Origin of the sequence: Corynebacterium falsenii (genome assembly GCF_020099275.1) — a bacterium.
Taxonomy (GTDB): Bacteria; Actinomycetota; Actinomycetes; order Mycobacteriales; family Mycobacteriaceae; genus Corynebacterium; species Corynebacterium falsenii.
On record NZ_CP083646.1, the window covers coordinates 1,060,253 to 1,086,368 of the forward strand.

23 protein-coding genes, 1 tRNA gene and 1 other RNA gene are annotated in these 26,116 nt (G+C 62.2%); 19 read left to right on the forward strand and 6 right to left on the reverse strand.

Going from position 1 to position 26,116, the window contains the following annotated elements:
* Window positions 1–71: 71 nt before the first annotated feature.
* Window positions 72–1,841 (reverse strand): AbgT family transporter, encoded by a 1,770-nt coding sequence (locus tag LA343_RS04670; protein ID WP_025402195.1) that lies wholly within the window; start codon window positions 1,839–1,841, stop codon window positions 72–74.
* Between the two features lie 239 nt (window positions 1,842–2,080).
* Between LA343_RS04670 and ftsE the strand changes: the two genes are divergently transcribed.
* From ftsE to LA343_RS04720, 10 genes are all read left to right on the forward strand, one after another.
* Window positions 2,081–2,770, forward strand: a complete 690-nt coding sequence (ftsE, locus tag LA343_RS04675; RefSeq protein ID WP_025402196.1) for a cell division ATP-binding protein FtsE — start codon at window positions 2,081–2,083, stop codon at window positions 2,768–2,770.
* A 22-nt stretch (window positions 2,771–2,792) separates the two neighbouring features.
* Window positions 2,793–3,695 (forward strand): permease-like cell division protein FtsX, encoded by a 903-nt coding sequence (ftsX, locus tag LA343_RS04680; RefSeq protein WP_025402197.1) that lies wholly within the window; start codon window positions 2,793–2,795, stop codon window positions 3,693–3,695.
* 46 nt (window positions 3,696–3,741) lie between these two features.
* Window positions 3,742–4,296: an SsrA-binding protein SmpB gene (gene smpB, locus LA343_RS04685; RefSeq protein WP_025402198.1), complete on the forward strand. Its 555-nt coding sequence runs from the start codon at window positions 3,742–3,744 to the stop codon at window positions 4,294–4,296.
* Window positions 4,293–5,162, forward strand: a complete 870-nt coding sequence (locus LA343_RS04690; protein WP_025402199.1) for a hypothetical protein — start codon at window positions 4,293–4,295, stop codon at window positions 5,160–5,162. Before smpB ends, LA343_RS04690 begins: the two co-directional genes overlap by 4 nt.
* A 275-nt stretch (window positions 5,163–5,437) precedes the next feature.
* The gene (locus LA343_RS04695) at window positions 5,438–5,911 is read left to right on the forward strand and encodes a DUF4230 domain-containing protein (protein ID WP_224209238.1); all 474 of its coding nucleotides are present in this window, start codon (window positions 5,438–5,440) and stop codon (window positions 5,909–5,911) included.
* A gap of 94 nt (window positions 5,912–6,005) precedes the next feature.
* Window positions 6,006–6,386: a transfer-messenger RNA gene (gene ssrA / locus LA343_RS04700) on the forward strand.
* A gap of 94 nt (window positions 6,387–6,480) precedes the next feature.
* Window positions 6,481–7,248 (forward strand): carboxymuconolactone decarboxylase family protein, encoded by a 768-nt coding sequence (locus tag LA343_RS04705; protein WP_025402201.1) that lies wholly within the window; start codon window positions 6,481–6,483, stop codon window positions 7,246–7,248.
* Window positions 7,249–7,258: 10 nt separating this feature from the next.
* Window positions 7,259–8,449 (forward strand): ABC transporter substrate-binding protein, encoded by a 1,191-nt coding sequence (locus LA343_RS04710; protein ID WP_025402202.1) that lies wholly within the window; start codon window positions 7,259–7,261, stop codon window positions 8,447–8,449.
* Window positions 8,400–9,470, forward strand: coding sequence for a FecCD family ABC transporter permease (locus LA343_RS04715; RefSeq protein ID WP_025402203.1), 1,071 nt, complete (start codon window positions 8,400–8,402; stop codon window positions 9,468–9,470). The genes LA343_RS04710 and LA343_RS04715 overlap by 50 nt, the downstream gene beginning before the upstream one ends.
* Complete coding sequence (locus tag LA343_RS04720; RefSeq protein WP_039910871.1) at window positions 9,464–10,261, forward strand: ABC transporter ATP-binding protein; 798 nt, start codon at window positions 9,464–9,466, stop codon at window positions 10,259–10,261. The genes LA343_RS04715 and LA343_RS04720 overlap by 7 nt, the downstream gene beginning before the upstream one ends.
* Window positions 10,262–10,274: 13 nt before the next feature.
* On the opposite strand, the gene LA343_RS04725 is transcribed toward LA343_RS04720, so the two are convergent.
* Both LA343_RS04725 and LA343_RS04730 read right to left on the reverse strand, forming a co-directional pair.
* Window positions 10,275–11,042 carry an SDR family oxidoreductase gene (locus LA343_RS04725; RefSeq protein WP_025402205.1) on the reverse strand — a complete coding sequence of 256 codons (768 nt, stop codon included), beginning with the start codon at window positions 11,040–11,042 and terminating at the stop codon, window positions 10,275–10,277.
* Window positions 11,043–11,093: 51 nt separating this feature from the next.
* Complete coding sequence (locus LA343_RS04730) at window positions 11,094–11,645, reverse strand: TetR/AcrR family transcriptional regulator (RefSeq protein WP_025402206.1); 552 nt, start codon at window positions 11,643–11,645, stop codon at window positions 11,094–11,096.
* Between the two features lie 107 nt (window positions 11,646–11,752).
* Here LA343_RS04730 and LA343_RS04735 point away from each other — a divergent pair, with 107 nt between their 5' ends.
* The gene (locus LA343_RS04735) at window positions 11,753–13,108 is read left to right on the forward strand and encodes a Na+/H+ antiporter family protein (RefSeq protein ID WP_025402207.1); all 1,356 of its coding nucleotides are present in this window, start codon (window positions 11,753–11,755) and stop codon (window positions 13,106–13,108) included.
* A gap of 7 nt (window positions 13,109–13,115) precedes the next feature.
* Here the strand turns inward: LA343_RS04735 and LA343_RS04740 are convergent, their stop codons facing one another.
* Entirely contained in the window at window positions 13,116–14,765 is a 1,650-nt protein-coding gene (locus LA343_RS04740; protein ID WP_025402208.1) for an AMP-binding protein, read from the reverse strand.
* A gap of 168 nt (window positions 14,766–14,933) precedes the next feature.
* Between LA343_RS04740 and LA343_RS04745 the strand changes: the two genes are divergently transcribed.
* Window positions 14,934–15,425 carry a lipoprotein LpqH gene (locus LA343_RS04745; protein ID WP_025402209.1) on the forward strand — a complete coding sequence of 164 codons (492 nt, stop codon included), beginning with the start codon at window positions 14,934–14,936 and terminating at the stop codon, window positions 15,423–15,425.
* Window positions 15,426–15,441: 16 nt separating this feature from the next.
* Here the strand turns inward: LA343_RS04745 and LA343_RS04750 are convergent, their stop codons facing one another.
* Window positions 15,442–16,887 carry an alanine/glycine:cation symporter family protein gene (locus LA343_RS04750; RefSeq protein WP_025402210.1) on the reverse strand — a complete coding sequence of 482 codons (1,446 nt, stop codon included), beginning with the start codon at window positions 16,885–16,887 and terminating at the stop codon, window positions 15,442–15,444.
* Window positions 16,888–17,080: 193 nt separating this feature from the next.
* On the opposite strand from LA343_RS04750, the gene pgm reads away from it, so the two are divergent.
* The 3 genes from pgm (at window position 17,081) to LA343_RS04765 (ending at window position 19,964) form a co-directional block, all read left to right on the forward strand.
* A complete protein-coding gene (pgm, locus tag LA343_RS04755) occupies window positions 17,081–18,700 on the forward strand; it encodes a phosphoglucomutase (alpha-D-glucose-1,6-bisphosphate-dependent) (RefSeq protein WP_025402211.1) in 1,620 nt (539 codons plus the stop codon).
* A gap of 231 nt (window positions 18,701–18,931) precedes the next feature.
* Window positions 18,932–19,684 carry a DsbA family protein gene (locus LA343_RS04760; RefSeq protein ID WP_025402212.1) on the forward strand — a complete coding sequence of 251 codons (753 nt, stop codon included), beginning with the start codon at window positions 18,932–18,934 and terminating at the stop codon, window positions 19,682–19,684.
* A gap of 204 nt (window positions 19,685–19,888) precedes the next feature.
* Window positions 19,889–19,964 (forward strand) — tRNA-Ala (locus tag LA343_RS04765).
* A gap of 147 nt (window positions 19,965–20,111) precedes the next feature.
* On the opposite strand, the gene LA343_RS04770 is transcribed toward LA343_RS04765, so the two are convergent.
* Window positions 20,112–21,992: an HNH endonuclease signature motif containing protein gene (locus tag LA343_RS04770; RefSeq protein WP_224209221.1), complete on the reverse strand. Its 1,881-nt coding sequence runs from the start codon at window positions 21,990–21,992 to the stop codon at window positions 20,112–20,114.
* A 403-nt stretch (window positions 21,993–22,395) separates the two neighbouring features.
* Here LA343_RS04770 and LA343_RS04775 point away from each other — a divergent pair, with 403 nt between their 5' ends.
* From LA343_RS04775 to LA343_RS04790, 4 genes are read left to right on the forward strand one after another with little or no spacing between them, the layout of a single operon-like run.
* Window positions 22,396–24,009, forward strand: a complete 1,614-nt coding sequence (locus LA343_RS04775; RefSeq protein WP_025402214.1) for a DUF885 domain-containing protein — start codon at window positions 22,396–22,398, stop codon at window positions 24,007–24,009.
* Between the two features lie 48 nt (window positions 24,010–24,057).
* Window positions 24,058–24,621, forward strand: coding sequence for a pyridoxamine 5'-phosphate oxidase family protein (locus LA343_RS04780; protein WP_025402215.1), 564 nt, complete (start codon window positions 24,058–24,060; stop codon window positions 24,619–24,621).
* Between the two features lie 23 nt (window positions 24,622–24,644).
* On the forward strand, window positions 24,645–25,877 hold the full coding sequence (locus LA343_RS04785) for an FAD-dependent oxidoreductase (RefSeq protein ID WP_025402216.1): 1,233 nt from the start codon (window positions 24,645–24,647) through the stop codon (window positions 25,875–25,877).
* Between the two features lie 30 nt (window positions 25,878–25,907).
* Complete coding sequence (locus LA343_RS04790) at window positions 25,908–26,108, forward strand: hypothetical protein (RefSeq protein ID WP_025402217.1); 201 nt, start codon at window positions 25,908–25,910, stop codon at window positions 26,106–26,108.
* Window positions 26,109–26,116: the final 8 nt, after the last annotated feature.

Sequence of the window (26,116 nt, forward strand, 5' to 3'; positions counted from 1 at the left end):
AGGGCAGGGCGACGGGAGGCCGGTCGCCATCGGGTCGTATGCGTGATGCCATTAGCTCCAACCTATACCTTTTAGCCGCCTGCGGGGAAGGTCATGGGAGAACCTGGGCCCAGCGGGATGCCGATGAGCCACCAGATGGCGAAGAAGATGAACCAGCCGAACAGCATGGACATGGAGTACGGCAGCGCCAGGGACATGAGGGTGCCGATGCCAGCCCGGCGGTAGTAGCGCTGCAGGAAGGTCAGCGCTAGGGCAAAGTAAGGGCTCATGGGCGTGATGATGTTCGACGGGGAATCACCGATGCGGAAGAGCATCTGGGTGACTTCGGGGGAGTAACCCACGTACATGAACATGGGGACCACGATGGGTGCCATGAGGGCCCATTGGGCGGAGCCTGAGGTGATGAACAGGTTGATCAGCGCCACGAGCACCACGAAGGCGAGGAACAGCACCAGCGGCGGCAGGTTCGCCTTTTGCAGCAGATCCGCGCCGGTGATGGCGGTCCAGGAACCCAGGTTGGAGGCGGTGAACCAGGCGAGGAACTGGGAGACCACGAAGAACAGCACGATCATGGGGATGAGGGTTTTCACGCCGCGGCCCATGAATTCGGGGATGTCGGAGAGTTTCGTGATGGTCTTGGCGACGATGCCGTAGACGAGGCCGAGCACGAAGAAGGCCAGGGTGATCGGCACGGTGACGGCGCGGATCAGCGGGCTTTCCATCACCGCTCCACCGGGGCCCTGCAGTGGGGAGCCAGGGATGAAGAGCAGGCCGAAGTAGATCGCCAGGCAGATGACGGTCGCGATGCCCGTGGCTCCGAGGGCCTTCTTCTCGATGGGCTCCAGGGTGAGCTGCTCGTTGAGCTCGTCTTGGGTGAGGTCCTTGGCCGGCTTCTCGGAGCCGGTGTCGAAGCGGAGCTCTTCGTAGTCGATGTCATCGTGGTCGACGAGTTCGCGGGCCTTCTTGTTGATGAATAGCTCGGTGACCACGGTGATGATGAGCGCGAGGATCACGGCCGAGGCGGTAACGAAGAAGTAGTTCGCCAGCGGTGAGACCTCGTAGTTGGGGTCCACGATCTGCGCGGCCGGGGTGGAGATACTGGCCAGCAGCACGTCGGTGATGTTGAGGATCAGTGACGAGTTGAAGCCGGCGGAGGAGGCGGCAAAGGCCACCATGGCGCCGACGATCGGCGAGCGTCCCACGGCGCGGAAGGCCATGGCGCCCAGGGGGATGAGGATCACGTACACGGCGTCAGAGGCGATGGATCCCGTCACACCCGCGATGGCGACCACGAAGGTCAGCATCCGGGGGCCGACCTTGGCCACGATGGAGCGGATCACGGCGTTGATGAGTCCGGCATGTTCAGCGACGGCCACGCCGAGCATGACGACCACGACCACGCCGAGCGGCGGGAACTCCACGTAGTTCTTCACCGCGTTGGAGACGATGTCTGATAGTCCACTGGGAGTGAGCAGGTTGGTGACCTGAATCTTCTCCCCGGACTGCGGGTCGGTCGCGGACATTCCCACGAGCGATCCGATCCAGCTTGTCAGGAGCACAAGTCCGCCGAGGATGACGAACAGCCAGAATGGGTCGGGGAGCTTATTGCCGAGGCGTTCGACCGCTCCGAGGAAGCCGGAGGCTTGTTCTTTGCCCTCCTTGCTCTCTTTGCCCTCCTTGCTCTCTTTGCCCTCCTTGCCCTCTTTGCCTTCCTTGCCCTCTTTGCCTTCCTTGCCCTCTTTATCTTGCTGGCTGCGTTTGTTCGTCTCAGTAGTGACGGTGTCCTTGGTGTCGTCCTTGGCGTCGTCCTTGGCTTCGTCTCTCGTGTCGTTCGACATCATTCGTCCTCGTTCGGGGGCATGTCAGTCAGTATCCGCTCGAAGCAGTCGCTCATAGCGTTTCCCTAACACTAGCGGGCATTCATCGGTTTGTGTGATTCACGGCACTATTTCCTGCCCTCACCCTGTTCGCCATAACTCCACAGCAAGCGGCAGTAACACGAGTTCACACCGGCAACAACAGCATTCATCAGCACCACTGGGCTTCAATAGTCACACCGTCTTCGCTAGACTGGCTCCCTGTGATCACATTCGACCAGGTTTCTAAGAGCTACAGGACGTCCACCCGCCCCGCCTTGGACAACATTTCCGTGACGATCGATAAAGGCGAGTTCGTCTTTCTCATCGGCCCCTCGGGCTCCGGAAAGTCCACATTCCTCCAGCTCATGCTGCGCGAGGAAAAGGTGGATTCCGGCGATCTCTACGTCGCCGACTACCACGTGAACAAGATCAAGCGCTCCCAGGTGTCGAAGCTGCGCCAGAAGATCGGATATGTCTTCCAAGACTTCCGCCTGCTGCAGAAGAAGAACGTCTTCGACAACGTTGCCTTCGCCCTCGAAGTCATCGGCAAGAAGCGCTCCGAGATCGAGACCCTCGTCCCCGCGGCGCTGAAGACCGTGGGCTTGGAGGGTAAGGAAAACCGCTTCCCCCACGAACTATCTGGTGGCGAGCAGCAGCGCGTCGCCATCGCCCGCGCCTCGGTGAACAAGCCGCTGGTGCTGCTGGCCGATGAGCCCACGGGCAACCTCGACCCGGATACGTCGTCCGAAATTATGACCCTGCTCAACCGGATTAACCAGAACGGCACCACGGTTGTCATGTCCACCCACGACGATGTTGCCGTGGACTCCATGCGCAAGCGCGTCATTGAATTGTCCAAGGGCAAACTCGTCCGCGACGATGCCCACGGCGTGTACGGCGTCGGCCGCTAGGCATAGGGGAGAAACGAAACTGATGAAATCAAACTTTGTATTCCGTGAGGCGTTCTCCGGCCTGCGCCGCAACGCCACCATGACGATCGCCATGATCATCACCACCGCGATCTCGCTGGCTCTCCTTGCCACCGGTTTCCTGCTGACGAGCATGACCGAGCGCACCAAGGAGATTTACATTGACCGCGTCGAGGTGATGGTCCAACTGGACGATAAGATCTCGGCCAGCGACCCTGATTGTTCGACGCCCGAATGCTCCTCCCTCATGGAGGAACTGAAGGGTGACCCAGGGGTCGATACCGTCACGTATCGCAACAAGCAGCAGTCCTATGACCGGTTCGTGCAACTGTTCAAGGATTCCGATCCCCGGCTCGTGGAGCAGACTAGCGAGGATGCCTTCCCCGCAGCGCTTCACGTTCGCCTGACGGATCCCACGAAGACCGGCCCGATCGACAAGATCCGCGACAACCCGGCCGTGGTCAACGTCGTGGATCAGGGCGATGACCTGCAGGCCGCCACGGCCAACCTGGATTCGATCAGGAACGCCTCGTTCCTCATCGCGGCCGTGCAGGCGATCGCGGCGATCTTCCTCATCATGAACATGGTGCAGATCACCGCATACTCGCGCCGCAACGAGATCAGCATCATGCGCATGGTCGGTGCATCCCGCTGGTACACCCAGGCTCCGTTCGTGCTGGAGGCCATGATCGCCGCCTTCGTTGGCGCCGTGCTCGCCGTGGCAGGCATGTTCCTGGCGAAGATCCTCGTGGTCGACCGGGCGCTGAAGTCGCTCTACGATTCTCAGATCATCGCCCGCATCACGAACAGTGATATCTGGTTGGCGTCGCCCTTCGTGGTTATTGTGGGTGTGCTCGTCGCCGCCATTACCGCCCAGGTCACCCTGCGCTGGTACGTGAAGAACTAGACGCCCCAGATCCCTTAGTCCAGATCCTTGGTAGGCTCGACTCGTTATGGCAGCGAAGAAGAGCACCCCGGTTGATTCCGGGAAATCCAAGGGCAAGGCTGGCAAGGCTGGCAAGGCCGGTAAAACAAAGGCGCCTGCGCAGTTTGTTGTTGCCACCAACCGCAAGGCTCGCCACGATTATCACATCGTGGAGACCTATGAGTGCGGCGTGGTGCTCGTCGGCACTGAGGTCAAGGCGTTGCGCGAGGGCAAGGCCTCGCTGGTCGATGCCTACGCGACCATCGACGAGGGCGAGGTCTGGCTGCGCGGCCTGCACATTCCCGAGTATTCGATGGGGCATTGGACCAACCACAGCCCCCGCCGCACCCGCAAGCTGTTGCTACACCGCCGCGAGATTGACTCCCTCATGGGCAAGGTCCGCGACGGCAACAACACCCTCGTTCCGCTCCAGCTCTACTTCGTGTCGGGTCGCCTCAAGGTCGAGCTCGCCCTCGCCCGCGGTAAGCAGGAGTACGACAAGCGCCAGGACATCAAGCGCCGCACCGAGGAGCGTGAAATCACCCGCGAGCTCGGGCGCCGCATCAAGGGCATCACTGGATGACGGTCGAGCACTGGAGCATGCAACACCCGGTGTTCGGGCGCCTCGATGTTTTTCTTGGCGACGCCGCCAGCTTGCACACGCTCGATCCGGACTTTCCGGATGGGGAGGACGTAGCGGCGTCGAAAAAAGAAAAGAAGAAGGTCGCTGACAAGGTCTTCGGGTACCTCGCGACCAAAGTTCTGGTGCAGCGGGATGGCACAACGCTGGCGCGGTGCGATGCGCTGCAGGAGCACAAGGTCAGCCTCGAGGATAATGCGAAGCTGAAGCCAGGAAAGTATCACTCGAATTACACGACGAGTAAGCCAATGCTGCAGATTCAGACGAATCTGACGAACAGCTGGGTGACGAATATCCGGGTCAAGGATGACCGTGGGTGGGTGAATTTCGATCCGCCGGCGGGGTCGAAGGCGGAGAAGCGGCTGGAGGAGATGGAGGCGTCTCCGTTCAAGCGCTGGTTGTATCCGCTGATTGGTGGGGTGGGCAGAGGCGGCTGGGCGCTGGTTGCCTTGGTGCTTCTTCCCATGCTGGGGCGGTTGCTGCCGGATTGGCACCTGCCCGATATTCCGTGGCCGGAGATTAATTGGCCCTCGATTAATTGGCCGGAGATCAACCTGCCAGATATCAACCTCCCAGAGTTTCATCTACCAGAGTTTCATCTCCCGGGGTGGTTGGACCCCGTGCTGCCTGTGCTGGACTTTCTGGCGGAATACTCGAAGGTTTGGGTGCCGGTGGTCGTTGGCATCGTGGTGGGGATTCTTGCTGTGCGCAATAACCGGAAGTCGAAGGATCGCAAGGCTGAGTGGGAGGCTGAGTGGAAGGCTGTGCAAGAAGACGATCCTGAAGGTTCCGACGACAAGGAACAATAACCTTCAACGCGCGCCGTGGTATGTTACGTAAAAATTCGGTCGTTTTGTTGCCGAATTGTTGATGGTTTGTTGATCGTTTGTTGACGGTTTCTCGTTAATGTCATGACGCATGGAGATGAGGCGCGGAATGTCCGGTGCACTGAAAGTTGTAGCTGGCCTGCTGGTAGGAATTGTCCTGACGGCGGGTGCTCTTTTTGGTTTGAACAAGATGGGCCTCGTGGGGGGAGCCGACGCGCTCCATCACGTCGACGGGCATTGGTGGCACCCTCGAGGACATCTCGGAATTGGCCGTTGAACAGTACTCCTACTCCGGCGTGGGACGCTTCAATGAGGACGGCTGGAAGGCCTTGGGGCTGACGGTTCCGCTGACGGGAAAGCATTTCCTTGTTGCGTACGACGGTGTGGTGAAAGCAGGGGTTAAGGATATTGAGAAATCCGATGTGCGTATTGACGACGCCGCCCGCACCGTGACCATCAAGGTCCCCAAGGCGGAAATCCTCTCGAATGAAATCGAGCCCTCGTCCGTGGTGGTATATGACCAGTCATTCAACCCGCTGAATCAGGTCAAGGTGGAAAACTACACGGAGTTCTTGGATGTCCAGGAAAAGGAAGCCGAGGATAAGGCCAAGAAGAAGGATCTGCTCAAGCGGGCGCAGCAGCGCGTCACCGAGCTGGTGAAGGCCCAGGCCGAGGCGTTTCTGGCGGGGTCGGACAAGGACGGCTACGAGGTTCAGGTGACGACTGCCTAAGGCGGGGAAGTGCTGGGAGGATCTTGACGCGCAACAGCCGTTGGCGGTAGTCTTGTCTTTCCTGCTGAACGACGTTTCCGCAGCAGGACAACACGGGGTCGATGTGGTTTCGACTTTGTGCATTGAGCCAGGGGAAGCGTGCCGGTGAAGGCAGAGGACCACCGTATAAGCGTCGCTGCAACTTTATAAGCGCCGAGAACACTCAGCGCGACTACGCCCTCGCTGCCTAATACCAGCGACCGCGTGTCTGTCAGCCCGGGTTTGTCCCTGACCCGGTAGCTGGCATCGACTCAAGGGACTTGCCACTCGGCTTTGTTGTTCGGGCCGAGTGGGACACCCTACGAGCAACTGGGCCCGTCATTCAGACTTGTTCGCAAGAGCTGAAGGGTCGAGCAGAGACCATGTGCGAACTGCGCACGGAGAAGCCCTGGCGAGGTCGCAAAGGACCCGGGTTCAATTCCCGGCGGCTCCACCATTAACCGCCATCGCGGAAGATATTCCGCGATGGCGGTTTTTCCGTGTTTACCAGCACAATGTCACATCGAGGCGACGGTATTCGTCTACCTGGCATGGATAACGTCAAACTCACGAAACGGTTTAACACAGCGATGATTGCTCTTGAGGCGGCATCCCGAAGACTATCCACACGGGAACGCCTTCTCATCCAGGTGCACGCGTCGCGGCTGAACGGGTGCTCGTTCTGCGAGGAGATGCATGCGGGCGAAGCGGCGAAAAAGGACATCGAGCTCACCCCAATCAACGCGCGCGAAGAGCTCATCCTTGAACTAACGACGATGGGTACGGTGCTGGGGGATTGGCATCGTTCCGAGGACGTTGTTCAGGAGGCACTGCTGCGGTGTGAGGAGCATAAGCCGGACAATCCGGCGGCATGGCTGAGCAGGGTCACCGTCCGGCTAGCCATCGATGAGGCGCGGGTACTCGAGAGATCCAAAGAAAACTACGTCGGCGAGTGGTTGCCGGATTTCGTGGCCTGGGCGGCTGCTGATACGAACGTTGAGGAGGAATTCGATGTTCGGGATGACGTTGATTCTGCCATTACGCGCTTGGTGCAAGTTCTCAGTCCCGTAGATAGGGCAGTAATTGTCCTCATGGACGTGATGGGTTTCCCTTCGGCTGATGTAGCGCGGCGACCGATCCTTGGACATGGAACGTTGGGTGGTGATCGAACAGGACTCGGCCGGGCGCATAGTGGGGGTGCAGGTGCAGCAGAACCCCGAGAAGCGATTGGTGGCAGAGCCATCCTCTTGTGGAAAGTGTTAGATGAGGCTAATCTAATTATCTGTTCCAGCACGCTTAATTTGATTAGCCTAACCTGAAAGGAAGCGGATGAAGACCCCTCGCGCCCTTGCTGCCGTCGTCGCCGTCAGCGCCACCCTCCTCGCCAGCTGCGGAGCCGCCAGCGACGACAATCCGGCAACCCCGCAGGATTCCTCCGGCTCGGAGTCCACTGTGGCGTCGAACAACAACGGCGATCTCACCATCACGGATGTCGCCGGCCGTACCGTCACCCTCGACAAGCGCCCCGACCGCGTGATCCTCGGCGAAGGTCGCGCCCTCATGGCCGTGGCCACGCTGAACAAGGACAATCCCGCCGACAAGATCGTGGCCATTGGCGACGATGTGAAGAAGGGCGCCCCCAGCTTCTGGCAGAAGATCAGCGAGGCCAAGCCCGATGTCGCCAAGATCCCGAGCATGGGCAGCGTGCTGTCTGGCGACGTCACCGTAGAAAACCTGCTGAGCTACAAGCCGGACCTCACCATCCTTCCGCTCGACGCGAAGACCAGCGAGAAGACCACTGGATTCACCGAGAAGATGGACCAGGCGGGCCTCAAGTACGTCTACGTGGACTTCCGCGACAATCCCGAGAAGAACACCACCCCGTCCATGAGCATCCTGGGCCAGGTCTTCGACCGCGAGGCCAAGGCCAAGGAGTTCAACAGCTTCTACGAGGACAAGAAAAACAAGATCGAAACGGCGGTGAAGGGCCAAGCCCAGATCCCCTCCATCATCTGGCGCGCCGCCGGCCTCAAGGATTGCTGCGCCACGGTGGGGGATTACAACCTCGGCCAATTCATCACCCTGGGCGGCGGCTCCAACGTCGCTGTGGCCACCCTCAATGGCAAGGAGGAAGGCTCCATCACCCCAGAGCAGTTGGTCAAGGACAACCCAGATATCGTCATCGCCACCGGCGGCGAGTGGGCCAAGGAGCCCGACAAGAAGTACCAGGTTCCCAACGCCGAACTCGGCTACACCACCTCCGCCGAGGTTGCGAACCGCACCCGCGAGGGACTCACCGCCTCACCCGGGATCGACCAGCTCAGCGCGGTCAAGGACGGTCACCTGTACTCGCTGTGGCACCAGTTCTACACCTCGCCGTGGAACATCTTCGCCGCAGAACAAATCGCACAATGGCAACACCCGGAGGCAATGGAGAATGTCGACCCAGCTGAAGATTTCAAGAAGTTCCATGAACAGTGGCTCCCCTACGAGTACTCGGGAACCTTCTTCAGCGGCTAGCGCCTACCGGAAGCGCTCCCGCCGGAGCGTGGCGATCATCGTTGGCCTTATTGTGTGCGCGGCCGTTGGTTTCGTGCTCGCCACCATGGTGGGGCCGTTCAACTACAGCGCATCCACCGTGCTGCGCGCCATCTTTATCCGCGGCGGTGTGGACGAGCAAACGCACACCGTGATCTGGTCACTGCGCCTGCCGATGTCGGTCATGGCCGTGCTGGTCGGCGCGGCACTTGCGGCCTCGGGCGCGCAGATGCAGACCATCCTGGATAACCCCCTAGCCGAACCATTCACGTTGGGAATCTCCGCAGCCGCCGCGTTCGGCGGTGCCGCCTCCATCGTGCTGGGGTGGGGGGTGCTGCCAAATCCGCAGCTCAACCTGGCCTTCATCGCCTGGGTGTGCTCGATCGGCGCGGCGCTGCTCATCGCGGCCGTGTCCGTGGTGCGCGGGGCCAGCAATCACACGATGATCCTCATGGGCATCGCCCTGGTGTTCCTGTTCCAGGCGCTGCTTGCGCTCATGCAGTATCAGGCCACCACCGAGGCCCTCCAGCAGATCGTGTTCTGGACACTCGGCTCCATGACCCGCGCCACGTGGACGGCCAACATCATCCTCGCGGTTGTACTCCTGATCGTCGTGCCCATTCTTATGGTCAACGGCTGGAAGCTCACGGCCCTGCGCCTCGGCGATGCCCGCGCCGCCGCGATGGGCATCAACGTCGATCGCCTGCGCGTGACCACGATGGTGCTGGTGTCGGTCCTCGCCGCCACGGCCGTGGCGTTCAGCGGCATCATTGGTTTCGTGGGCTTGGTGGGTCCACACATCGCCCGGCTCATCGTCGGCGACGATCAGCGGTTCCTGCTGCCTGCCTCGATGGCGGTCGGCTCGCTCACCCTCGTTGCTGCGCATGTGGTCTCGCTGAGCATCAACCCGGGTGTCGCCATCCCCATCGGCATCGTCACCTCGCTCATCGGCGTGCCGTTCTTCCTGTTCATCGTGCTTCGGAAGGGGCGGGTCCAATGGTAACCAACACCCCTCACGTGCGCTTGACCGTGGACAACCTCACCAGCCGCTACGGCCGCCGCACCGTCTTGCGTGGTGTCTCGCTCGACCTCGATTCCGGCGAGCACGGCAAGGTCGTGGGCCTGCTGGGGCCGAATGCGGCGGGTAAATCCACGCTCATCAAGACCCTCGCCGGGGTAAAGAAACCCGCGGCCGGCCATCTCGACCTCACGGTGGCGGACACAACTATTCGCGGCCAGTCGCTGCGCCGTGCCATTGGTTACGTCCCCCAAGACTTGCCCTCATCGGCGGCGCTCACCGCGTTCGAGACGGTCGTCATCTCCGCCCGGGGCGCGTCCTCGTGGTCGGTGTCAGACCAGGTCCTCCACCGCGCCGAGGCCGCCCTCGTCCGGTTGGGGATCGAGCATGTGGCGCACCGCAGTGTCGCTGAGCTCTCCGGCGGCCAGCGCCAACTGGTCGCGGTCGCGCAGGCGCTGGCCCGCGAGCCGGAGGTGCTGCTTCTTGATGAGCCCACCTCGGCTCTGGATCTGCGCCACCAGATCAGCCTGCTTACGGAGGTTCGTTCGGTGGTCGCCGAGCGCGACTGCCTGGCCATCGTGGCCATTCACGATCTCAACCTCGCCACGCGCTACTGCGATGAGCTCGTGGTGATGACGGGCGGGCAGGTCGTTGCTACCGGCGAGCCCGCCGATATCGTCGATGAGAATCTTTTGCGGGCTGTCTATCAGGTCGACGCCACAGTCCTCACCCACGACGGTGTCCCCGTAGTATCTCCCCACGTCAGCGGCGGATAGTGAGCCAGAACAGTTAGCCCGCGATGAGCTTGTTGACAAACCTCGAGGCGAACGATGGGGCCAGCCGGGCGCTGTAGCGTAGCACGAGGTCGTTGGTTGACACGGAGTAGAAGCGCAGGAACTTCCTGCGCTTGCCCTCGTGCACGGCCTCCCACACCTTGTCGGCGACTTGTTCAGGCGTGATCCGCACGCCTAGGCGCTTCACGGAAGCGGCCTTGACGTCGGCGAGCTTGGTCTTGGCCCACAGGGGCATGAGCGCCACCACACGGATATCGTCTTTGCGCCACTCCAGGTCAAGCGCCTGTGTCATGCCGTAGACGAAGAACTTGGAGGCAGAATAGGGCGCGATGTGCGGCTGCCCGTAGATCGCGGATGCTGAGCACATGTTCACCAGGTGCGCGCCGGGGGTGTTCTTCAAGTATGCGTGGGCAGCGCGGGCGCCGAGGGTGAGGCCGGTGCAGTTGACATCCACCTGGGCCGCGATCTGCTCGGGGCTCTGGTCGGTGATGTCGCCGTCAACGATGATGCCCGCGTTGTTATCCAGCACATCGAGGGTGCCACCGGTGTGGGACGTGAAGTCCGCGAGGGCCTTTTCCCAGTCCCCGTACTTCGTGACGTCCAGGTGCCCCGTGATAATACCGGGGTGGTCCTTGGCGAGGTCGGACAGTGCGGCGTCGTCGATATCAAAGGCGCCGACGATCCACCCGGCGTTATAGAACTTCAGCGCTACTTCCCGGCCAATGCCGGCAGCTGCTCCCGAAACAAAAATACTTTTTGACATGTAACCGACGCTACCGGGGAGCGTGGTGGCCGGGGAGGTTTTCGGGAAACTCTAGGCGCCGGCCATGAGCGCGCGGAAGGCTGCGATGATTTCGTCCTCGGCGGGGAAGTTGCCGGAGCGGGCGACCTGGACGAGGAAGCCGTCGCAGTAGATAGCGATGGCGCGGGCGGCGATCGGGCTGGTGAACTCGCGCATGACGTTCTCGATGGCGTCGAACCAGACGTTCGACACCTTCTGCATCGCCGGGTTGTCGATGCTCTGGAGGACGAACATCATCTGGCCACGGGCCCGGAACCGATCTTCGACGCCCCTAGTCAGCACCCTCGCCAGGACAACTTCGGGTGCACCGGATTCCCGCATTTCCTGCAGCACGGCGGAGATCTCGCGGTCGAAGACTTCGGAAAGCCGCTGGAAGGCTTGGGTCATGAGGTCATCGAGGGAGTCAAAGTAGGCCGTTGTGGATCCTAGGCTCACCCCGGCCTCGGCGGCGATCATGCGGTGGGTGACGTTGTGCGGGCCGTGTAAAATGGCCAACTTCGCCGCTGCCTCGGTGATGGACTTTTTGCGGCGCTCGGGATCTCGCGGCAGTCTCTCCTTGGGCATTGTCTCAGTGTAGCCCAGCTCCGGCGGCAATTCTGGCGTGCGTGGGGTCACACCCGCACGGCTCAGAAGAATTTAGGTAATAAAATGGCTGCCCCTATTCTGTACCCATGAATGCAGTGCTCGTAGCGGTTATCGTGATGCTCGTCCTGGCCTTGTGCCGGGTCCACGTGGTGTTGTCCCTGTTTATCGGCGCCCTCATCGGCGGTCTCATGGCCGGACTGGGCCTGGACGGCACGATGGTCGCCTTTCAAGATGGCCTGGCCGGGGGAGCGAAGATCGCCCTGAGTTACGCGCTGCTCGGCGCCTTCGCGATGGCCGTGGCCAGCGCGGGCCTGCCGCGGGTGCTCGCCGAGTGGCTCATCAACCGCCTCGGCGTGGAAGGGGCCGAGGCCAAGGCGCGCACCATCGCGCTGACCAAGTGGGGCATGCTCGCCGGAATCTTGGCCATGGCGATCATGAGCCAGAACCTCATCCCCGTCCACATCGCCTTTATCCCGCTGATCATTCCGCCGTTGCTGTCCGTGTTCAACCGGCTCAAGCTGGACCGCCGCATGGTTACTTGTATCCTCACGTTCGGCCTGGTCACCACGTACATGTGGATCCCGCTGGGTTTTGGTTCGATCTTCCTCAATGACATCCTGCTGGGCAACATTAATAAGGCCGGCATGTCCACAGATGGCATCAATGTCATGAAGGCCATGGCGATCCCCGCCCTCGGCATGTTCGTGGGCCTGCTCATCGCCGTGTTCATCAGCTACCGCAAGCCCCGCGAATACGCGAATATCACGATCACCGAGGCTGCCAACGAAGAAGAGGAACCCATCAGCCGCTACAAGATCTGGGTCTCCGTGGTGGCCATCATCGCCACGTTCGCCGTGCAGGTCTGGATGCAGTCCTCCGACATGGAGGCCGATTCACTGCTCATCGGCGCGCTCATTGGCCTGGCCATCTTCATGGGCACGGGTGCGGTGGACTGGCGCAAGGCAGACGACGTCTTCACCGCCGGCATGAAGATGATGGCCCTCATCGGTTTCATCATGATCACCGCCCAGGGCTTCGCCGCCGTCATGCAGGCCACTGGCGAGGTTGAGGGTCTGGTCAATGCCTCGGCGGATCTGTTCTCCGGCAGCAAGGCCGCCGCCGCCATCGCGATGCTCGTCGTGGGCCTCATTGTGACGATGGGCATCGGTTCCTCGTTTTCCACGCTGCCGATCATCGCCACGATCTACGTGCCGCTGTGCGCGTCGATGGGCTTCTCGCCGCTGGCTACGGTGGCGATCATCGGCACTGCAGGCGCGCTGGGCGATGCCGGTTCCCCCGCTTCAGACTCCACCCTGGGCCCCACGTCCGGCCTCAACGCGGATGGGCAGCACGACCACATCCGCGACTCCGTGATCCCCACTTTCATTCACTTCAACATTCCGCTGCTCATCGCGGGTTGGGCCGCGGCTATGGTTCTCTAGGGGTCCTCTAGTTAATCCGCTGCTCCTTCCCCGCCCACGCCGCATCGCGCAGCTCGTTCTTGCGCACCTTGCCCGTGGAGGTGCGGGGCAGATCCTCCAGAATCACAATGTCGCGCGGCACCTTGTAACCCGCGATGTGCGCACGGCAGTGGGCGATCACTGCGTCTTGGATGGCCTGCTCGTCCGCCCCGCGCGCCTCCGGGCGCAGCACCACGTACGCGCGCGGCCGCTCGCCCCACTTGTCGTCCGGCACGCCGATCACCGCGCAGTCGGAGACATCCGGGTAGCTCACCACGGCCTGCTCCACCTCGATGGTGGAGATATTCTCGCCGCCGGAGACCACCACGTCCTTCGCTCGGTCGAGCAGCTGAATGTAGCCATCGGGGTGCATGACCCCGAGGTCGCCGGTGTGGAACCAGCCGCCGCGGAACGCCATGGCGGTGGCATCTTCGTCCTTGAAGTAGCCGTTCATCACCCCGTTGCCGGTCATGACGATCTCGCCCATGGTTACGCCGTCGGCGGGCACATCGATCAGTTCATCATCGACGGTCTCGGTTGGCTGGATCACGCGCACGTCGTCGTTGGTCACGGTCGCCACGCCCTGGCGGGCTTTAAGCACGGCCCGGCGCCGCACAGTCATGTCCGTCCACTCCGGTTGGGATTCGCACACGGTGAACGGGCCGTAACTCTCGGTGAGGCCGTAGACGTGAGTCACCTCCACGCCGATGTTCTCGCAGCGCGTGATGATGGTCGGGCTCGGCGGAGCGCCCGCCGTGACGATCCGGAGATTCTTCACGCGTCGCTTGTTGTCGTCGTCGACCAAAGTGGTGAGCACGGCTGGGGCGCCGCACATCGCAGTGACGCCCTCATCCGCGATGAGTTCCCACATCTTCGGCCCGCGAACAGCCCGAATGGCCACCTGCGTTGCCGAGACCGCCATCGCCGCCCAGCCGGTGCACCAGCCGGAACAGTGGAACATCGGCAGCGTCCACAGGTACACCGTGTCGTGTGTGAAGTGCTGCGTTTGCACTTGCCCGAGCGCGTTGAGGTAGGCGCCGCGGTGCGTGTAGATCACGCCCTTCGGCTTGCCGGTGGTGCCGGAGGTGTAGTTGATGGCGATGGCTTGGTGCTCGTCGTCGATGCGGTAGCTGAGGTCGTCGCCTTCGCGTTGCAGGTAGCTGCTGAGCGTTTGGGTGTTCTCGTCCGACGCCGCTACGTTCGCCTCACTCCCGTCTTCCTCTGCGATGAGCAGCACGCGCTGCAGCGGGGTGTCCAGCGCGGGGCGCGCTTCGTCAATGAGCTGCTTGTCCGCGATGAGGACGGAAACGTCTGAGTGGTTGAGGATGTAGTTCACCTCGGCGGGCGCCAGGCGGGTGTTGATGGCAACGATCACGCCACCGGCGAGGGGAATGGCGAACTGGGCCAGCAGGGCCTCGTAGCTATTGGGGGCCAGCACACCTACGCGATCGCCGGGCTGGATGCCGTCGTCGATGAGGGCACGCGCTAAGGCCTGCGCATCATCGCGGAATTCGGTGAAGGTGATGCGCCGGGGTCCGTCCACGCAGGCCACCTTGTTGAGATGGACGGTGGCGGAGCGCTGGAGGAAACGCAGGGGAGTGAGTGGGGAGTTTAGTCCGTGATGTGAAGGAAAGATCATGAATACAGATCATATTGTTCGCATTGGACAGCTGAGGTGGAATTCAATTTTTGGTGGGGAGACTACCCCTGCGGCGGGATCGCTGGCTATAGTCGCAGCATGGCTAATACTACTCGGACCTCTCTGACTTCTCGGACCTCTCAGGTTTTCAGGAAATGTTCCATCGCTGTGATTGCGCCCGCGGTTTTGCTTGGGGTCGCGGCGTGTGGCAATGATTCGGACGGCGCGGGCATTCCCAGTGACACTACGTCTGCCAAGGAGACTGTCACCGAGACTGTGAAAGATTCCGCCGCAGCCACCACGCCCTCCAAGACCGCCTCGCTCACCGCCCCGGAGATGACGGTCAACGGCAACCAGGTCGATATGTCCGCCTATGCTCCGATTGCGTGCGTGCGTGGCGAGGAGGATGGCCGCCAAGACATCGAATACAAAGCTGGCGACGGTGGCTCCCCAGGCAAGCTCGAGGTTGACCTCGCCCTTGAGCCGCTGGCGTTAACGTCGTTTGAATTGAAGTACGACGGCAAGGAATACGAAATGGACGATGCCGAGAAAGAGAAGGCCGAGGTCACGGAGGGTGACAAGTCCTACACCATTACCGGCACCGCCCATCAGGACGACGGACAAGAGACCATCGACGTGAAACTTACTGTGGGGTGCTGAGTCGCTCAGGCGGGGGTTATCCGTTAGAACGCCACGGGTTCTTCGTATCGACGAGGAACTTCTCCACAGAATCGGGCTTCGCGCGCAGGGTGGGGTCGAAGTCCAGGTAAGCCTTCGTCTCTCGGGCCACCAGGCCGGAGAGGATGAGCAGGCCGATGAGGTTCGGCAGCGCCATCAGGCCGTTGGCCAGGTCGGAGAATGTCCAGGCCAGGTCCAGCTCGGTGGTGGCGCCCACGAACACCACGCAGGTAAAGATCATGCGGTAGGGGAGGGATGCCCAGTCGCCGAACGCGCGCTCCGCGTTGCGTTCGCCGTAGTAGGACCAGCCCAGAATCGTGGAGAAAGCGAAGAACACCACGGAAATGGACACGATGGTTCCGCCCCATTCGGCGCCGATGCCCTCGCGGAACGCGTTGGCGGTCATGGCGCCTGCGGTCTCGGAACCTTCCTTCCACACGCCCGTGGTGACGATCACCAGGCCGGTCATCGTCACCACGATGATGGTGTCGATGAAGGTCTGGGTCATGGACACGAGACCCTGGCGCACGGGGTGCGTCGTCTTGGCAGCGGCAGCGGCGATAGCGGCCGAACCCATGCCGGACTCGTTAGAGAAGATGCCGCGTGCCACGCCCATCTGCAGGGCGAGGATGATGCCGGCTCCGGCGAAACCACCGGTGGCGGCGGTGCCGGAGAAGGCGTCGGAGAAAATGAGCCCCAGGGCCTCGGGGATCTGGCCCAGGTGCATGAACAGCACCACGAAGCCACCGATGAGGTAGATGCCGATCATCAGCGGCACAAAAGCGCTGGTGACGCGGCCGATGGCCTGAATGCCACCCAGCAGCACGGCGCCGACGAGAATGAACATCACCACGCCGGTGACCACGGGGCTCACGCCGAAGCTGTCCTCCAGGCCGGCTGCCACGGCGTTGCCCTGGGTCAGGTTGCCGATGCCGAAGGATGCGATGATGGCGGCGACGGTGAAGAACCACGCCAGGAACGTGCCGAAGCCGCCCTTGATGCCGTGCTGCAGGTAGCGCTGGGGTCCGCCGGAGATGTTGCCCTTCGAATCGCGCTGGCGGAAGCGCACGCCGAGGAAAGCCTCGGTGTACTTGCTGGCCATGCCCACGAGGCCGGTGACCCACATCCATACGAGCGCGCCGGGGCCGCCGATGGAGATTGCGGTGGCCACGCCCACGATGTTGCCCACACCCACGGTGGCGGCTAGAGCGGTGGTCAGCGCCTGATACTGGCTGATATCGCCCTCGCCGCCCTCGTCATTGCGGTCAATCAATCCGTGGCGCAGTGCCACACCCAGCTTGCGGAATTGGATGCCGCGCAGCCGGATGGTCAGAACCACACCTGTGCCCAGGAGCAGCGGAATGAGGAAGAACACGCCCCATACAAACTTGTCCGCTGCACCGAGCCATTCACCTAATTGCTCGGAAAAAGAAACGTCAGTCATGGAGGTGACACTACGCTAGGCGGCGCTAGGGGCTGCACAGTATAGAAGAATTTCATGTGATTGAAACAACAGGGGTAACCCGTGGGTGAGAAAAATCTGCCGCGGTGGAGCACACTTGAGGTAGCAACACATGAACGCAAGAAACTAACCCAAGAAACCAGCCAAAGTAGGCACAAGAAAGGTACAGAACGCTATGCATCCACGCGCTGGACAACCCGCAACTTCTGAGGACCTCACGGACATCGCCGCCCTGCTGGAGGCTTACACCACGACCAAGCCCGACCTCTCCAAGCCGGAGCAGCGAGTGAGCTTCGGCACCAGCGGGCATCGTGGCAGCAGCTTCGACGGTGCCTTCAACGAGGATCACATCCTGGCCACTACCCAGGCCATCGTGGATTACCGCACGGACCAGGGCATCACCGGGCCACTGTTTATCGGCAAGGACACCCACGCCCTCTCCGCGCCCGCCGAGGCCACCGCGCTCGAAGTCCTTGCGGGCAACGGGGTCACCGTGCTCGTCGACGCCCAGGATGGCTTCGTGCCCACCCCGGCAGTGAGCTTCGCGATTTTGGAGTACAACCGCGCCGGTCACTCCGATCGCGCCGACGGTATCGTCATCACGCCGTCCCACAACCCACCGCGCGATGGTGGTTTCAAGTACAACCCGCCGAGCGGTGGTCCCGCCGACACCGACGCCACCAGCTGGATCGCCGACCGTGCCAACGAGTACCTCGATAACGATCTGCGCGGGGTGAAGCGAACGACGTCCACTGACTCCATTGGGCGCCACGACTTCTTGGGCACGTATGTCGACGCACTGCCGCAGGTGGTGGACCTCGCCGCGATCAAGAACGCGGGTGTGCGCATCGGCGCTGACCCCATGGGTGGCGCATCGGTGGCGTACTGGCAGCGCATCGCCGAGGTACACGGCCTGGATCTGACCGTGGTGAATACGGAGGTAGATCCCGCGTTCGCGTTCATGACCCTCGACACTGATGGGCTCATCCGCATGGACTGCTCCTCGCCGAACGCCATGGCCTCCCTAGTGGCGAACAAGGAGAAGTTTGATATCGCCACGGGCAACGACGCCGACTCTGACCGCCACGGCATCGTGACCCCCGACGCTGGGCTGATGAACCCCAACCACTACCTCACGGTGGCAATCGAGTACCTGTTTAGCCACCGCCCGAATTGGCCCACGAACGCCGCGATCGGCAAGACGCTCGTGAGCTCCTCCATCATCGACCGGGTGGCCAACAAGATCGGCAAGTCTGTGATGGAGGTTCCGGTCGGATTCAAGTGGTTCGTGCCGGGGCTGCTGGACGGGTCCGTGGGCTTCGGCGGCGAGGAATCGGCTGGCGCTTCCTTCCTCCGGATGGACGGAACCGTGTGGTCCACCGACAAGGATGGAATTATCGCGGACCTGTTGGCGTCGGAGATCAAGGCCGTGACCGGCAACAGCCCCTCCGAGCGCTATCGCGAGCTGGCGGCCACGCTCGGCGATCCCACGTACAGGCGCATCGACGCGCCCGCGAACAGGACCCAAAAGGAACGCCTGAAGAAGCTCAGCGCCAACGACATCACCGCCACCGACCTGGCGGGGGAGAAGATCACCGCCATTCTCACGGAGGCGCCGGGCAACGGGGCGGCGATCGGCGGCGTGAAGGTGACGACCGACAACGCGTGGTTCGCGGCTCGACCCAGCGGCACCGAGGACAAGTACAAGATCTACGCCGAGAGCTTCGAAGGCCCCGAGCGCCTCGACAAGGTGCTGGAGGAGGCGCAGGCGGTTGTGAACGAGGTGCTGGCGTAGCCGCGTGCGTGCCGACTGTGGCGCGTGGTGCCGACTGTGTGGCGTGGTGCCGACTGTGCGCAGGCTGTGAAAAGGCGAAGCTCTTTGCTAGTTTCCTGTCAAAGGTGCTGCTAGGGGAGCTGAGCATTGGCTAAAGCGCGGGAGTCATGGTTAATCTGAATCGGTGAATTCCCGCTCAGGGCACAATAATGCGCGCCGGCGGGGGAGCAACCTGTCGAAAGGAACAAACCTGTGAGCCAGAAGATTAAGGCGCCGAACTCGAAGAATGGTCGGGGATTCCTCTGGGGAATCATCGCCATTATCGTGATCGCCGCCGTGGTGATTGGCTTCATCGTTGTCAAGAACAAGAGCAGCGCCGTGGACAATGTGAGCCTGCCGGAAGACAACGTGAACTTTGAAGTCTCCACCGAGGACAATGCCGTGGTCATGGCTGCCAAGAACGTGCAGAAGGACGCGCCGGTGGTGGAGATTTTCGAGGACTTCTCCTGCCCCCACTGCGCCGACTTGGTGAAGGCCGACCACGAGGGTGTGCTCAAGGCTCTGGATGACGGCAAGATCATCGTGAAGCTTCGCTTCCTCAACTTCCTAGACGAGGAGGATCAGGCTAATAAGCCCGAGTCCGGTTCCTCGACTCGTGGTGCGGCGACCGCATGGACCATCGCCCAGACCGGCAACGCCCGTGCTTTCTGGAACATGCACGACCTGATGATGCTGGACCAGAAGACCGTGGCTCGCACCTGGGGCTGGGATCAGCTCGGTGAGGCTGCCTCCAAGTACGACGTTGATGGCGCCGTGGTCGATCAGATCAAGAGCGGCGAGGTTAAGGACGAAGGCATCAAGGTTGCCAAGGCCAACGCCGAGGATCTGAAGAAGCGTGCAGGCAAGGTCTCCTCGCCGATCGTGTACGTCAACGGCAAGGAGTTCCAGTTGCAGTCCGACGGCAACGGTGGACTGAAGTCCTGGGTTCCTGAGGTTGTGAAGTAGGCGCTGCTTCATCCGGGGTACTAACTGGTTCCCTCCGGCGCTGTCCGGCTCTGACCGGTGGCGTCTGGTGCTGGCTGGTGCTGACTGATGCCGTGCAGTACCGCGAAGTACCGCTGTGAGCAGGCGATTTGGTTCCCTTGCTCACAGTGTTGTACTTTTACATTCGTTCGCTTATCGGATCGGCAACGGTCCTGATACAGCAACGGGGCTATGGCGCAGCTGGTAGCGCACCACACTGGCAGTGTGGGGGTCACGGGTTCGAGTCCCGTTAGCTCCACCAAATTGAATCCCTGTTAACTTCGGTTGGCGGGGATTTGTTTGTTATGCCGACCTTGTAAAGTTTTGCAGCTTTTGGTCGAGGCGGCTGCGTCCGGATTCCGGATCGGTTCGGGTTTGGGGTGGGGTGGTGCTCGGTGCCGGTGGTTGGTCATGATGCTCGATCACCGTGGTGTTCTGGGGACTGTGGTTGTGGTGGGTCGAATAGTGCCTGGACCTCCGTGCTGCCCCAGTCCTGGTCCGGCACCTTGGCTCCGGGGGCTTGGCTGGCGGTGGTGGACGTATTGACCACAACCGTGTCACTCAACCGAGGATGCGGACGCGGGCGCACGCGCGTGTCCGACCCTGAGGGTTCGGGGGACGGTGATCCGGGTGAGGATGGATCGGTCGGCGCTGGGGTTGTTGGTGGTGGTGTGCCAGGCAGATCCGGTAAGCCCTCGTGGTTGTGACGGGCTTCCCTCCAGCCGACGCGTCCGGATTCCGGATCAACCTCAGCATGGCCCATACCCACACCACCATCATGCTGATCACGGTTCATCCGATGATGAGCCCGACACAACAACGTCAAATTATCAATGCTCGTGCGTCCCCCATGGGACCAGGCTTTGATGTGGTGGACATCGCAGTCCACCGCAGCCCGGTTACACCCCGGATACGCACAACACAACTGCTCAGCAACAAGCATGAGCTTCTGCTCCACCGTGGCATGCCGCTTCATCCGCGCTGAAGCAAGGGCGCGTCCGGAATCCGGATCGAGCACTACCCCCAGATCATGCTCAGCCAGACCCAGTCGGAGGATATCGATCGGGTGCAGCCGGGCGTTGGTGTTCGTGGGAAACCACACACTAGGCGTGTTCAGTGACTCTCCGGATACCGGTGGTGGGGAGCCAGTGGTGCTGCTGGTGGCAGGTGCTCCGGATTCAGCTTGGATCGTGGGGCTGGCTTTCACGCCAGGGTCCGCATCAGCATCAGTGGTGTTGGTGGGCAGTGTGGTGAGGTCTTTCGCGGACATCGCCACCACCAAAGAGGCAAGCCCTCGTGTGCGTGGTGCGGTGGCGGCGTCAGCATCCGCAGCCCAGGTTTCCAGCATGGACATGAACATATCCGCCCGGCGTTGAGCCATGGTTCTACGGTCCTCGTCCGTGTTCACCCCACGACTGCGATCGAACGCTGCTAGCCGTGCTGGGGACATCAGTGTTTCCAACAACGCGTGCCCGGTGCGGGGGAGCACGGCGGTGAGGCGGATGTTGCCGTGGGTGTCGGCGGGTGACCAGAGGAGTTTGCGTGCCCGGTAGTCAGCGGTCGGATCCACCACGCTGCTATTCAACGTGCGGACTTGGGTGCGCAGGTGGAGTTTGAGGTCGTCGACGGTGGTGGTGGTTGCCATGGTGGTGGCGTTGTCGAACAGGATGTGGTGATGCTCGGTGTGCAGGCTGGGGTGGAGGTGTTCGAGTTCGCGGTTGATCTCCGCCAGTTTCGCATCGCTAAGCTTCCGGGCTTGTTTGCGTGCTTGTGCTTGGGCGGCGAGGTGTGCTTGGTGGGCTTCGTGTGCTCGGCGGCGTTCGGCTAATTGGTCGGCACGGTTCTGGGCAGCACCATCACCATCGTCGTCATTGTTGGCGGTGTTTTCGGCGGTGTCTGCACCATCAGTGTTATCTGTTGGTGGTTCGGGTGGTTTGTACAGGCTTATCCCGAGGTTGATCCACTGTCGTGCTTGGTATTCGGAGGTGTCCAACAATCTGGCGAGGTAGGTCGAGGTTCGTGTCGTGCCCGCCGCGCGGGAGATGCCCGCTTCGTGGGCGGCGTAAGCGAATGCGGCGTACAGGGTGTCGGTGTGGCTGATGGTTTTCAACAGGCGGATGATGTCGGTGCGGTGGGTGTGGAATAGCTCGGCGGTGGGTGTGGTGAGGATGTCGGTGACCGTGGCCATGGATGCTTCGATGACATCAACATGAGTAGTTAAGTCACTAGCGGTATCGTTTGTGTGTTCGTCTGTATTGGTTGGCGCTGTGGTGTGTGGTGTGGTGGTCATGATGGTGGTTCCCCGATGATTCCCCTGTTGTGGTCCCTGATTTGGTCTGGAATACAATCCGATATTCCTGCTGAAAAACCGGCATATCCGAGCTGGGCTTGGTGTTTCCCCGTGGTGTGGTGCCCCCGTGTGGTGTTGTTGCCTCTTATAGTACAGGCGTGTGCGACATCGAACAAGTGGTTTCGGGAACATTTTCGAAAAATATTCGGCCGCTCTGTCTAGATGGAGGTCATGTGGGCGCACGAGATGCGGATCGCGCACGGTGCCTGAGCAGGCACTACCTGCAATCACCCGCGCCCAACCCAACAAAAAACGGGCTGGTGGCGTCGGAAGAAAACGAGACATCCCTGAACCTCTCACTCCCTCCGCCGCCACCGTCTTACACTCCTCTAATCTGTACCCCATGGGTATCAACAAGATCGCAGATGAGTTCGTCGACGCATCCGTCGCACTGTCTCCCGAGTTCGCAACCTCACTGGGCCTCGAGCAGGACCAAGACCGATGGAGCGACTACTCCCCGGAGGGTGTGCAAGCCGCAGCCGACCTCGCACAGGGCACCATCGAGCAGCTCCGCAACACCGAGCCCACCGACGCCGGCGAGGCCATCACCAAGGCAGCCATGCTGGACCGGCTCGGCGTGGAACTGCAGCGCCATGAACTCGGCGAGGCCTATCGCGATGTCAACAACATCGCCAGCCCCATCCAAGCCGTCCGCGACACCCTCGCCCAAACCGACGCCACCACTGACCAGGGCAAATCCAACCTGGCCTCGCGCATCGAACGCATCGGCGAGGCCTACCGCGGATACGCGCAAACCCTCGCCGAGGGCATAAAGCGCGGTCTCGTCCCCGCCGAGCGCCAGGTCCGCCTTGGTATCGAGCAGCTCACAGCCATGGCCGCCGAGCGCTCCGTCCTCGACATCTACGGCGCCGAGGCTCACGCTACCGCCGATCAGATCGCCGCTGGAAAGCAGGCCGCCGCCGACCTCGCCACCTTCCTCAGCACCAAGATCGCCCCGCACGCCACCAGCACCGATGGCGTAGGCCGCGAGCGCTACACGGTCGCCAGCCACCTGTGGGTGGGGCACCGCATTGACCTCGACGAAACCTACGAATGGGGATTGGAGGAACTCAACCGCCTCATCAGCGAACAACGGGTCTGCGCCGCCGAGCTCTACGGTGCGGGCACCAGCCCAGCGGAAGCGTTCGAGCGCCTCAATGCCGATCCGGCGTACCAACTTCGCGGCGTCGACGCTCTACAACAATGGATGCAGCAGACCGCCGACAGTGTGATCGACCGCATGAACGGCGTGTACTTCGATATCCCCGCGCCCGTCGAACGCATTGAATGCTGCATCGACAAGGCCGGCACGGGCGGCATCTTCTACACAGAGCCCTCCGCGGACTTCAAGCGACCAGGGCGGATGTGGTGGTCCGTGCCCGAAGGTGAGGACACCTTCAACACCTGGCAGGAACTGACCACCGTCTACCACGAGGGCGTGCCCGGCCATCACCTGCAGCTCGGTCAGCAGATCTTCGAGGCGGAGCACCTCAACCGCTGGCGCCGCCAAATGTGCTTCAACTCCGGCCACGCTGAGGGCTGGGCACTGTACGCGGAGCGGCTCATGGATGAGCTCGGGTTCCTCCCCGATGCGGGTTATCGGATGGGCATGCTCGACGGCCAAAGGCTCCGCGCCGCCCGTGTCGTTCTGGATATCGGAGTGCACCTCGGCAAGAAGACGCCCGAGGGCGGGGTCTGGGACGCCGACTATGCCTGGCAGTTCATGAAGGACAACACCGCGATGGCCGATGGCTTCCTGCGCTTCGAGGTGGATCGTTACCTGGGCTGGCCCGGCCAGGCGCCCTCGTACAAGGTGGGGCAGAGGCTGTGGGAGCAGCTCCGCGACGAGTTCCTGGCGGCACGTCCCGGCGAGCTCAAGGAGTTCCACCGCCTCGCGCTGCGCGAGGGCACGCTGCCGCTGGGTGTGCTGCGCGACGTGGTGATGGCACAGGCGTAGGGGCCAAGCAGCGAAGGGCCCGGGGCAAACGTGGTTAGGATGGGGCGCATGACCACGAAACAGCAATCACCAGACCACCACAACCACTCGGGCCACGCTGACCACACTGATTACGCCGAGCAAGCCGGGCAGCGGAAGACGGTCCGCGAGCTCATCGAGAAGTCCCGCTTCGCGATGATCACCACCACGGACGAGCACGGGGCCATGGTGTCCCGCCCCATGACTGTCCAAGAAGTCACCGACGATGGCGACATCATCTTCATCGTTCCAAAGGATGGCGACGCCGCCCAGCAGGCCGATGGCTCCCAGGTCAATCTCGGGTTCACCAAGGACATGTCCTTCGTCTCGGTCGCGGGCCGCGGCGAGATCCGCGAGGATAAGCAGAAGCTCGAGGAGCTGTGGGGACCGGGCACCGAGGCGTTCTCTACGAAGGACGAGACTCCGGATAACACCAACAAGGTCCTGCTCGTCATCCACGGCGAATCCGCCCAGTACTGGGATAGCCCCTCCAAGCCCGCGCTGGCTGTGGGGCTGATCAAGGACATTATCGCCGGTAAATCTGGTGAATCCGGTGACCGGCCCAGCGGTGACAGCGGCACGGTCGAGCTATAAGCCGGACCGAAGGGAGTATGCGCATGAGCACCACAGACACCACATCCACGGCAAACACAGCCGACGTCATCGTCGTGGGCGCCGGAGTCGCCGGCCTAGCGGCCGCCCGCGAGCTGCAGAGCCAAGGGCGGACGGTCATCGTCCTCGAATCCGAAGGGCACATCGGCGGACGCATCACCACGGAGGAGGTCGATGGCTTCTTGGTGGACCGAGGTTTTCAGATCCTCAACCCTGCCTACCGCCACCTGAGCTCCAGCATTGACGTGGATCGCTTGGGCATCCGGGCCTTCCCCCGCGCGGTGCGAGTGCGCACGGACAATGACCTCGTGGAACTAGTTGATCCCACCCGCCGCCCGCAAGCGCTGCCAAAGATGCTGACATCCGGGCTGATGAGCAAGAACGACCTCGCCGCCTTCCGCCTGCTCACCAAGCTAACCGGCAAGGACACCACGCGAGCCGAGGCCTTCGACAAGGCCGGGTTCACCGGCCCGCTGCGCCGCCATGTGGTGGACCCATTCCTTTCCGGGGTGGTGGGAGAGCGCGAAGGCAGCACATCCTTCCGCCACGTCGCCTGGCTCATCTCCAAATTCGTGGCGGGAACACCCGGGCTCCCCAGCGGCGGCATGCGTACCCTTCCACGCATCATGGCCGAGGGGCTCGACGTGCGTCTCAACCAGCGCGTCACCGGCGTAGACACCACCAGCGCAACCGTGTGGCTGGGAGACACGTCACTGCAGGCCAAGGCCGTTGTCGTTGCGGCCGGACTGGAACAGTCCGCAGCCCTCATGGGCAAGTCCCAGCCGCAGATGCACGGCACCCGCACGTTCTGGTTCGCCGCAGACGAAGCACCCAGTGATACCGCGGCCGTCCACGTCGACGGCCGCGGCCAGGCCGGCGAGCACGGTCCCATCGCTACCGCCTGCGTGGTGAGCAACGCCGCACCCGAGTACACCCCAGACGGCAAGCATCTCATCGCCGCACTGACGCTGACGGATGGCGCCGATCCCAGTGAGGCCGATACCCGCCGACAACTCGGCGAGATCTTCGGCGTGGATCCGAGCTCGTGGACACTGCTGGCCACGCACGATGTGCCAGACACCCTGCCGGCTGTGGCGCCGGGGGAGCCTGGTGGCGTTGAAGCCCAAAGAAGCGAACGGGCAGTGATGTGCGGCGACCAGTTCGGCAACGCCTCCACCGACGGCGCGATCGCTTCTGGCCAGGCCGCTGCAAAGCTGGTGCGAGACATTCTCGGCTAGGCGCGCGTTCCGGCTGGTAGCGTGGCTGACATGAAGATCGGAATGCGCACCCCCAGCCCCATGAAGTCCCTCAAGGCTCGCACCACGGGGCGGGCGAAAAGGGCGGTCAAGCGCAAGCTCATCCCTGGGTACGGCAAGCCAGGCATGGGCTGGGTCAAGGATCCGAAGCGCGCGGCCCGCAACGCGGTGTACAAGCGCACCACGTTCAGCCTCTGGGACATTTTCAAGTAAGCCTGCGC

Coding starts and splice junctions, on each gene's coding strand:
- LA343_RS04670 (WP_025402195.1), bottom strand. CDS start 1,841: ATGATGTCGAACGACACGAGAGACGAAGCCAAGGACGACGCCAAGGAC.
- ftsX (WP_025402197.1), top strand. CDS start 2,793: ATGAAATCAAACTTTGTATTCCGTGAGGCGTTCTCCGGCCTGCGCCGC.
- smpB (WP_025402198.1), top strand. CDS start 3,742: ATGGCAGCGAAGAAGAGCACCCCGGTTGATTCCGGGAAATCCAAGGGC.
- LA343_RS04690 (WP_025402199.1), top strand. CDS start 4,293: ATGACGGTCGAGCACTGGAGCATGCAACACCCGGTGTTCGGGCGCCTC.
- LA343_RS04705 (WP_025402201.1), top strand. CDS start 6,481: ATGGATAACGTCAAACTCACGAAACGGTTTAACACAGCGATGATTGCT.
- LA343_RS04710 (WP_025402202.1), top strand. CDS start 7,259: ATGAAGACCCCTCGCGCCCTTGCTGCCGTCGTCGCCGTCAGCGCCACC.
- LA343_RS04715 (WP_025402203.1), top strand. CDS start 8,400: ATGAACAGTGGCTCCCCTACGAGTACTCGGGAACCTTCTTCAGCGGCT.
- LA343_RS04720 (WP_039910871.1), top strand. CDS start 9,464: ATGGTAACCAACACCCCTCACGTGCGCTTGACCGTGGACAACCTCACC.
- LA343_RS04725 (WP_025402205.1), bottom strand. CDS start 11,042: ATGTCAAAAAGTATTTTTGTTTCGGGAGCAGCTGCCGGCATTGGCCGG.
- LA343_RS04730 (WP_025402206.1), bottom strand. CDS start 11,645: ATGCCCAAGGAGAGACTGCCGCGAGATCCCGAGCGCCGCAAAAAGTCC.
- LA343_RS04735 (WP_025402207.1), top strand. CDS start 11,753: ATGAATGCAGTGCTCGTAGCGGTTATCGTGATGCTCGTCCTGGCCTTG.
- LA343_RS04740 (WP_025402208.1), bottom strand. CDS start 14,765: ATGATCTTTCCTTCACATCACGGACTAAACTCCCCACTCACTCCCCTG.
- LA343_RS04750 (WP_025402210.1), bottom strand. CDS start 16,887: ATGACTGACGTTTCTTTTTCCGAGCAATTAGGTGAATGGCTCGGTGCA.
- pgm (WP_025402211.1), top strand. CDS start 17,081: ATGCATCCACGCGCTGGACAACCCGCAACTTCTGAGGACCTCACGGAC.
- LA343_RS04770 (WP_224209221.1), bottom strand. CDS start 21,992: ATGACCACCACACCACACACCACAGCGCCAACCAATACAGACGAACAC.
- LA343_RS04775 (WP_025402214.1), top strand. CDS start 22,396: ATGGGTATCAACAAGATCGCAGATGAGTTCGTCGACGCATCCGTCGCA.
- LA343_RS04780 (WP_025402215.1), top strand. CDS start 24,058: ATGACCACGAAACAGCAATCACCAGACCACCACAACCACTCGGGCCAC.
- LA343_RS04785 (WP_025402216.1), top strand. CDS start 24,645: ATGAGCACCACAGACACCACATCCACGGCAAACACAGCCGACGTCATC.
- LA343_RS04790 (WP_025402217.1), top strand. CDS start 25,908: ATGAAGATCGGAATGCGCACCCCCAGCCCCATGAAGTCCCTCAAGGCT.